8 protein-coding genes and 1 pseudogene are annotated in these 7,426 nt (G+C 67.1%); 8 read left to right on the top strand and 1 reads right to left on the bottom strand.

Annotated elements, in window-relative coordinates; all coding sequences use genetic code 11:
• The first annotated feature begins 155 nt into the window (after positions 1–155).
• The 8 genes and pseudogenes from infC to LV475_RS08670 all read left to right on the top strand — a co-directional run.
• Positions 156–716, top strand: a complete 561-nt coding sequence (gene infC / locus LV475_RS08705) for a translation initiation factor IF-3 (RefSeq protein ID WP_284047274.1) — start codon at positions 156–158, stop codon at positions 714–716.
• Positions 717–833: 117 nt separating this feature from the next.
• Positions 834–1,244: a nucleoside diphosphate kinase regulator gene (gene rnk / locus LV475_RS08700; protein WP_136865910.1), complete on the top strand. Its 411-nt coding sequence runs from the start codon at positions 834–836 to the stop codon at positions 1,242–1,244.
• Positions 1,245–1,440: 196 nt separating this feature from the next.
• On the top strand, positions 1,441–1,641 hold the full coding sequence (rpmI, locus tag LV475_RS08695; protein WP_125198480.1) for a 50S ribosomal protein L35: 201 nt from the start codon (positions 1,441–1,443) through the stop codon (positions 1,639–1,641).
• A gap of 11 nt (positions 1,642–1,652) precedes the next feature.
• Positions 1,653–2,012, top strand: a complete 360-nt coding sequence (rplT, locus tag LV475_RS08690) for a 50S ribosomal protein L20 (protein ID WP_058575633.1) — start codon at positions 1,653–1,655, stop codon at positions 2,010–2,012.
• A 206-nt stretch (positions 2,013–2,218) separates the two neighbouring features.
• A complete protein-coding gene (gene pheS, locus LV475_RS08685) occupies positions 2,219–3,229 on the top strand; it encodes a phenylalanine--tRNA ligase subunit alpha (protein ID WP_136866069.1) in 1,011 nt (336 codons plus the stop codon).
• A gap of 107 nt (positions 3,230–3,336) precedes the next feature.
• Positions 3,337–5,712, top strand: a complete 2,376-nt coding sequence (gene pheT / locus LV475_RS08680) for a phenylalanine--tRNA ligase subunit beta (protein ID WP_250106143.1) — start codon at positions 3,337–3,339, stop codon at positions 5,710–5,712.
• Between the two features lie 23 nt (positions 5,713–5,735).
• Positions 5,736–6,038 (top strand): integration host factor subunit alpha, encoded by a 303-nt coding sequence (locus tag LV475_RS08675; RefSeq protein ID WP_125198477.1) that lies wholly within the window; start codon positions 5,736–5,738, stop codon positions 6,036–6,038.
• Positions 6,016–6,280: pseudogene (locus LV475_RS08670) on the top strand (MerR family transcriptional regulator); the annotation flags it as partial. The gene LV475_RS08675 and the pseudogene LV475_RS08670, both read left to right, overlap by 23 nt.
• Before the next feature lie 269 nt (positions 6,281–6,549).
• Here the strand turns inward: LV475_RS08670 and LV475_RS08665 are convergent.
• Positions 6,550–7,353 carry a GNAT family N-acetyltransferase gene (locus tag LV475_RS08665; protein WP_250106142.1) on the bottom strand — a complete coding sequence of 268 codons (804 nt, stop codon included), beginning with the start codon at positions 7,351–7,353 and terminating at the stop codon, positions 6,550–6,552.
• Between the last annotated feature and the right edge of the window lie 73 nt (positions 7,354–7,426).

The raw sequence follows: 7,426 nt of genomic DNA, 5'->3' as shown, positions 1-7,426 counted from the left end.
GGCCGCCGGCACGCCGGCAACATCACGCCTTGATCACGAACGACTCGCCAGGCCAGAGTGGCATCGGATTGGTGCAGTCCTTCCCTTATGTGCTAATTTTTCGCCAAACCTCCCGGAGCGCCACGCTCTGGGGTACTATTTCCGTTCAAACCTGATTGGAGGGTACGAACATCGCTCAACAACGCGGAAAGGGTCCAGCCAAAAACGACGACCCGAGGATCAATGACCAGATCACTATTCGGGAAGTCCGACTCGTCGACGAGAACGGTGAACAGGTTGGTGTCGTCGACACGGACGAAGCAAAGGAACGCGCTGCCGCGGCCGGGATGGACCTGGTAGAGGTCTCCCCCACCGCCAAGCCGCCGGTCTGCAAGATCATGGACTTCGGCAAGTTCAAGTATCAGCAGAGCAAGAAGGCGGCCGAGGCGCGCAAGAAGCAGAAGCAGATCGAGGTCAAGGAAGTGAAGTTCCGTCCTGGCACGGAAGATCACGACTACCAGGTCAAGCTGCGCAACGCGACCCGCTTCTTGGAATCCGGCGACAAGGTCAAGGTCACCCTGCGCTTCCGCGGCCGAGAGATGGCCCACCGGGACCTCGGTGCCGAGTTGCTCTCCCGCATCGAGGAAGACCTGTCGGATCTGGCCACCGTCGAGCAAAAGCCACGCATGGAAGGCCGCCAGGCCACCATGGTGATGGCCCCGCGAACGAACAAGTAGTGCCGGCCTGATCGCGCCTCCGCGACCGGCCCGAATCGACCCCGCCCTTTCCGGCGGGGTTTTTTTACATTACCCTCCCGCTTTGTCGCGGGCGGCATCCATTGGGGAACGACCGACATGGACAAGCCACGCATCGTCATCACCGAACTCGATCTGGAACGCCTGGAAAAGCTGCTCGACCAGACCCCGGCCGACGCCTTCCCGGGCAAGGCGGATCTCGCCCGGGAGCTCGATCGCGCCGACGTGGTCGACCCGCACGAGATCCCGCCCGACACGGTCACCATGAACTCCACGGTGCGGTTCCGCGTGACCTCATCGGACGAAGAGTTCCGCCTCACGCTGGTCTACCCGCGCGACGTCGCCCCGGAAGGCGGCACCATCTCGATCCTCGCCCCGATCGGCAGTGCCCTGATCGGCTTGTCGGAAGGCGACGAGATGGAATGGCCGCGCCCGGGCGGCGGCACGTTGCAGGTACGCATCGAGGAAGTACTGTTCCAGCCCGAGCGCGCCGGCGAGTATCACCGGTAGTTCCCGGTACGCCGGGCGGCTTGTCCGCCCCATGGCCTTGCCAAGCACGCGGCAAAAGGAGTATGATTCGGCGCTCTTTTTTGGCCCCGGGCTGCTCTGGCTTCCGGGAGGCCGGAAAATGAGCCAAGTCGTCCGCGCACGTTAACCACTCCGACGTGGCCGGATATCCAAAAACAAATCGGAACTGGAGTTGATCATGCCCAAGATCAAGACTAATCGCGGGGCTGCGAAGCGGTTCAAGATCACCGCGGGCGGCGTCAAGCGTCGTCAGTCGCACCTGCGTCACATCCTCACGAAGAAATCGTCGAAGCGGAAGCGTCAGCTCGGTTCGCCGGCCTACGTCCACGAGGCCGACGTCCAGCTCGTCGAGCGCATGATGCCCTACGGCAAGAAGTGAGGAGATAGACCATGGCACGAGTCAAGCGTGGCGTAACCGCCCATGCCAAGCACAAGAAGGTCCTGAACAAGGCCAAGGGCTACTACGGTGCCCGTTCGCGTACCTACCGCTCCGCCAAGCAGGCGGTCATCAAGGCGGGGCAGTACGCCTATCGTGACCGTCGCGCGAAGAAGCGCGTGTTCCGCGGCCTGTGGATTGCCCGTATCAACGCCGAGGCGCGCAACAACGGCCTGTCCTACAGCCGGATGATCGATGGCCTGAACAAGGCCAACGTCGAGGTCGACCGCAAGGTCCTCGCCGACATCGCGGTGCACGACAAGCCGGGCTTTGCCGCCCTGGCCGAGAAGGCGAAGGCCGCCCTGGCCGGCTGATTTCGATCAGCCACGGAAGCGGGCGGCCATTCGCCGCCCATTCCCGTTCTTCTCGAAGGCGCCCCGTGGCGCCTTTTTTCGTTGAAGGCATTGATTTTACTGGGCTTTAGGCCACAATAACGCCCTTTGCCAGACGCCGGTTCGCGCGGCCTCTGGCAAAGGGTGGCAAAGCAACTGGAAGGAGCGTTTTCGCAGTGAGCAACTCCCTGGATACCTTGGAGAAAGACGCACTGGCGCGCATCGAGTCGGCCGACAGCCTCGACGCGCTCGAGGCCCTGCGGGTGGAATACACCGGCAAGAAGGGCTCGATCACGGCCCAGATGAAGACCCTGGGCCAGCTCGACCCCGAGGAGCGCAAGACCCAGGGCGCAGCCATCAACGCGGTCAAGGATCGCGTCATCGGCGCACTCAAGGGCCGCCGCGAGACACTGCAGGCCGAGGCGCTCAAGGCCAAGCTCGCTGCCGAGACCATCGACGTCACCCTGCCCGGCCGGCGCCGCCCGCCCGGTGCCAAGCACCCGGTCACCCAGATCACCGAGCGCGTCTCCGCCATCTTCCAGGCGATGGGCTTTCGCGTCGCCGAGGGCCCGGAGATCGAGGACGACTGGCACAACTTCACCGCCCTGAACATCCCCGAGAGCCACCCGGCCCGGGCGATGCACGACACCTTCTACTTCGATGCCAACCACCTGCTGCGCACCCACACCTCGCCGGTGCAGATCCGCGCCATGCAGGAGACCAAGCCGCCGCTGAAGGTGATCGCCCCCGGGCGCGTCTACCGCTGCGACTCGGACATGACGCACTCGCCCATGTTCCACCAGATCGAGGTGCTCTACCTCGACGAGAACGTGCGCTTCACCGACCTGCGCGCCACGCTGGAGACCTTCCTCGCCGCCCTGTTCGAGCGCGAGGACTTGGCCGTCCGCCTGCGCCCGTCGTTCTTCCCCTTCACCGAGCCGTCGGCCGAGGTCGACATCCAGTGCGTCCACTGCGGTGGCGAGGGCTGCCGCGTGTGCAAGAAGACCGGCTGGATCGAGGTACTGGGCGCCGGCATGGTCCACCCCAACGTGCTGCGCTCGGTGGGTCTCGACCCGGCCGAGGTGAGCGGTTTCGCCATCGGCATGGGCGTCGAGCGACTGGCGATGCTGCGCTACGGGGTCGACGACCTGCGCGCGTTCTTCGAGAACGACCTGCGCTTCTTGCGCCAATTCCAGTAGACCCGATTCCCGTCGCGCCGGCGTGACCGGCCGACCCACCGATTTGTGCCCGGCCCCGCAATTGTCGCGGCGGCCGACCGGACCAAGGCCCGAGGACCTGACACCCGATGCTTTTTTCCGAGAACTGGCTGAGAACCTGGATTGACCCGCAGGTCGACACCGACGAGCTGGCCCATCGCCTGACCATGGCCGGCCTCGAGGTCGACGCCATCGAACCGGCCGCGCCGGCCTTCGACAACGTCGTCGTCGCCGAGGTCAAGAGCGTGCGCCCGCACCCGGACGCCGACAAGCTGCGCGTCACCGAGGTGTTCGACGGCGAGACCACCTGGCAGGTCGTCTGCGGCGCGCCCAACGTCCGCGAGGGGCTCAAGGCCCCGCTGGCCCGGGTGGGCGCCACCCTGCCCGGCGGCATGAAGATCAAGAAGGCCAAGCTGCGCGGCGAGCCGTCCCACGGCATGCTCTGCGGCGCCGACGAGCTGGGGCTTTCCAGCGCCCGCGACGGCCTGCTGGAGCTGCCGGACGACGCCCCGGTGGGCCGTGACCTGCGCGAATGGCTGGATCTCGACGATGCCGTGATCGAGCTCGGCATCACCCCCAACCGCGGTGACGTGCTGTCGATCGCCGGCCTGGCCCAGGAATGCAGCGCGCTGTTCGACGCCACACTCAACGCCCCCGAGACCCGCGCCCCGGCGGCGAGCGTCACATCGACCCGCGCGGCAGGCATCGAGGCGGCCGATGCCTGCCCGGTCTACCTCACCCAGGTGATCGAGGCCATCCCGGCCCGCGGCGACACCGACATGATGATTGCCGAGCGCCTGCGCCGCGCCGGCGTCTCGACCGTCGAGCCGATCGTCGATCTCCTGAACTACGTCATGCTCGAGACCGGCCAGCCGATGCACGCCTTCGATGCCGACCGGCTCGACGGCGATATCCGCGTGCGCTGGGCCAAGGCCGGCGAGAAAATGGTGGGCCTCAACGAGCAGGAGCTGACCCTCGAGGACGACTGCCTGGTGGTGGCCGATGCCGCCAACCCGATCGCGCTGGCCGGCATCATCGGCAGCCAGCCCTCGGGCGTGTCCGGCGAGACCCGGCGCATCGTGCTCGAGTCGGCCCACTTCACCCCCGAGGCGGTCGCCGGCCGCGCCCGGCGCTTCGGTCTGTCCACCGATGCGGCCTTCCGCTTCGAGCGCGGCGTCGACCCGAGCCTGCCGCGCCAGGCGATCGACCGCGCCGCCCAGCTGATCACCGAACTGCTCGGCGGCCAGGCCGGGCCGGTGGTCGAGGCGACCGGCGGCCGCGAGCTGTCCGCCCCGGCGGCCATCACCCTGGACATGGACTGGGCCGAGCGCCGCCTGGGTCTGCCGGTGGCGACCGACCGCGCTGCCGATCTCCTGACCCGGCTGGGCTGCGAGGTGACCACTGACGGCAACGTGCTCAGCGTGGTGCCGCCGACCCGCCGCTTCGATCTCGCCATTCCCGAGGACCTGCTCGAGGAGCTGGCGCGCCTGATCGGCTACGACGAGTTCCGCGCGCCGATCACCCGCATGACCCCGGAGATCGGGCTGCCGGCGGCCACTGACAACACCACCACGCGCATCGGCGACCTGATGGCCGACCGCGGCTACTTCGAGGCGATCACCTACAGCTTCGTCGACCGCGAACTGGATGCGGTGATCACCCCCGACAGCCCGCCGATCGAGCTGGCCAACCCGATCGCCTCGCAGATGGCGGTGATGCGCCAGAGCCTGTGGCCGGGTCTGCTGGAGGCGGTCGCCCACAATCAGAAGCGCCAGCAGCCGGCGATCCGCCTGTTCGAGACCGGCCACCGCTTCGCCGGCTCGACCGCCGAGACCGCGCGCGAGACCGGCGAACTGGCCTTCGTCGCCGCCGGCCACGCCGCCCCGGAACAGTGGGGCCAGGCGACCCGCCCGGTCGATTTCTACGACATCAAGGGCGATCTCGAGGATCTGCTCGAGGGGCTCGGGTTGGGCAATGCCCTGTCGTTCCGTGCAGGCACACACCCCGCACTGCACCCCGGACAGTCGGCCGAGATACTGGTCGACGGTCACGCCGTGGGCGAGATCGGTGCGCTGCACCCCGAGACGCTCAAGGCCTTCGACCTCAAGGGCCCGGTATTCGCCGCCCGCCTGTCACTCGCCGGCATCGACGCCCGGCCGTTGCCGCAGAGCGCGCCGCTGTCGAAGTTCCCGCGCATCCGCCGGGATCTCGCGCTGGTCACGCCGACCTCGCTGGCCTTCAGCGACCTGTCGAGCGCGATCCGCGCGGCCGGTGGCGAGTTCCTGCGCGACGTGGAGCCGTTCGACCGCTATGTCGGCGAAGGCGTGGCCGAGGGCAAGCAATCGCTCGCGGTGAAGCTCGTGTTCCAGAATGACGAACGCACCCTCACCGACGACGAAATTACCGATACAATCAACCACATACTCGAACACCTCCGCCAGCACGACGTCGAGCTGCGCGGTTGACTTGAACCCGGGAACCGATTTACATGGCTCTTACGAAAGCGGATCTGGTAGAAACGCTGCACAACGAACTTGGCCTCAACAAGCGTGAGGCCAAGGACTTCGTCGATCTCTTCTTCGAGGAGATGCGACAGGTGCTGGAATCGGGCGAGGACATCAAGCTCTCCGGCTTCGGCAATTTCCAGCTGCGGGACAAGAACGAACGCCCCGGGCGCAACCCGCGCACCGGGGAGATGATTCCCGTCACCGCCCGCCGGGTGGTGACCTTCCGCGCCGGCCAGAAACTCAAGTCGCTGGTGGAAGCCTATGACGGCCCAGAGCAAGACTGAATTCACCTTCCCGCCGATCCCGAGCAAGCGGTACTTCACCATCGGGGAAGTCGGCCAGCTCTGCGACGTCAAGTCGCACGTGCTGCGTTACTGGGAGCAGGAATTCGAACCGCTCAAGCCGATCAAGCGCCGCGGCAACCGCCGCTACTACCAACGCCACGACATCGAGCTGATCCGCCTGATCCGCACCCTGCTCTACGACCAGGGCTTCACCATCGCCGGCGCCCGCCAGCAACTCGCCGCCCTGCCCAAGGCCTCCTCGCGCGAGTCCTCGAGTGCGCTGGAAGCCGTGCGCGACATGCGCGAGCGCATCAGCCAGAGCGGCGGCAACCTGCTGGCGCTCGACCCGCAGGGCGAGGCCGGGAACGACACCGTGCCGTCCGCGCCTCCCGCGGAAGCTCCCCTCCCCGCCGGTCGCCAGCTGGACCTGCGCGAGATCCGTCTCGGCCTCGAGGCACTGGTCGACGAACTCGCCCCCTACTGCAACGAACGCCAGCCCGAGGACTGACCGTCAGGCTGCGATGTGCGTCCCGGCCGATCGCGGCTCGGGCGCCCGACGTCGCTCGACGAAGTGGCGCAGATAGCGCGACTGCAGGTCCGCACTCTCCAGCAGGATGAACAGGTCGGCGCAACCGAACGCCGGGTCCCAGCACGGCTCGCCCCCGACCGTCGCACCCAGTCGCATGTAGGCCTTCAACAGGGGCGGCAGTCGCGTTGATGTCGTGTTCGAGGCCGCGCTTGCGGCCGGCAAGGGGCGACGCGGCCGGACCCGTCGCTCCGCGGGCGCTAGGTGGCGAGCGATCAGGCGGTCCGTGATCGCACGGGCCGTCGCCCCACCATCATCCATCGGAATCGACGCGCAGCCGATCAGATAGGCAAACCGGTTGTCCGCCATGAAACGGGCCAGCCCCGCCCAGAGCGCGGCGATGGTGCCGCCCCGCCGCCACTCCGGATCGACACAGGTCCGCCCGATCTCCATGACCCGGCCGGGCAGTTTGCGAATCCCGCCCAGATCGAACTCCTGCTCTGAGTAGAACCCGCCGGTCAGGCAGGCCTGGGTATCGGTCAGCACCCGGGTGCAGGCAACGATCTCGCCCTCGGCATTACGCACCGCCAAGTGGTGGCAGTGCGGATCGAAGGCATCGCGCTCCAGGCCGCCGTGTCCGGTCGGGATCGCGGCACCCATCTCCTCGACGAACACCCGGTAGCGCAATCGGTAACAGGCCTCGCGATCGGCGGTCGTGGTCGCGAAGGCCACCGAGAGCCCCGCCGACTGATTCAACCGGCCACGCCGGTTTGCCTGGTCTCGCTGCATGGTTGGTCTCCCCTGACGGTATCGACTCCACCAAGGGTGGGCAGGGGAGTTGGCAACATCGTGACGGGACGAT

Origin of the sequence: Guyparkeria hydrothermalis, from assembly GCF_023555375.1 — a bacterium.
Taxonomy (GTDB): Bacteria; Pseudomonadota; Gammaproteobacteria; order Halothiobacillales; family Halothiobacillaceae; genus Guyparkeria; species Guyparkeria hydrothermalis.
This window is presented reverse-complemented; position numbering and strand designations above follow the sequence as displayed.

Coding starts and splice junctions, on each gene's coding strand:
- rnk (WP_136865910.1), top strand. CDS start 834: ATGGACAAGCCACGCATCGTCATCACCGAACTCGATCTGGAACGCCTG.
- rpmI (WP_125198480.1), top strand. CDS start 1,441: ATGCCCAAGATCAAGACTAATCGCGGGGCTGCGAAGCGGTTCAAGATC.
- rplT (WP_058575633.1), top strand. CDS start 1,653: ATGGCACGAGTCAAGCGTGGCGTAACCGCCCATGCCAAGCACAAGAAG.
- pheT (WP_250106143.1), top strand. CDS start 3,337: ATGCTTTTTTCCGAGAACTGGCTGAGAACCTGGATTGACCCGCAGGTC.
- LV475_RS08675 (WP_125198477.1), top strand. CDS start 5,736: ATGGCTCTTACGAAAGCGGATCTGGTAGAAACGCTGCACAACGAACTT.
- LV475_RS08665 (WP_250106142.1), bottom strand. CDS start 7,353: ATGCAGCGAGACCAGGCAAACCGGCGTGGCCGGTTGAATCAGTCGGCG.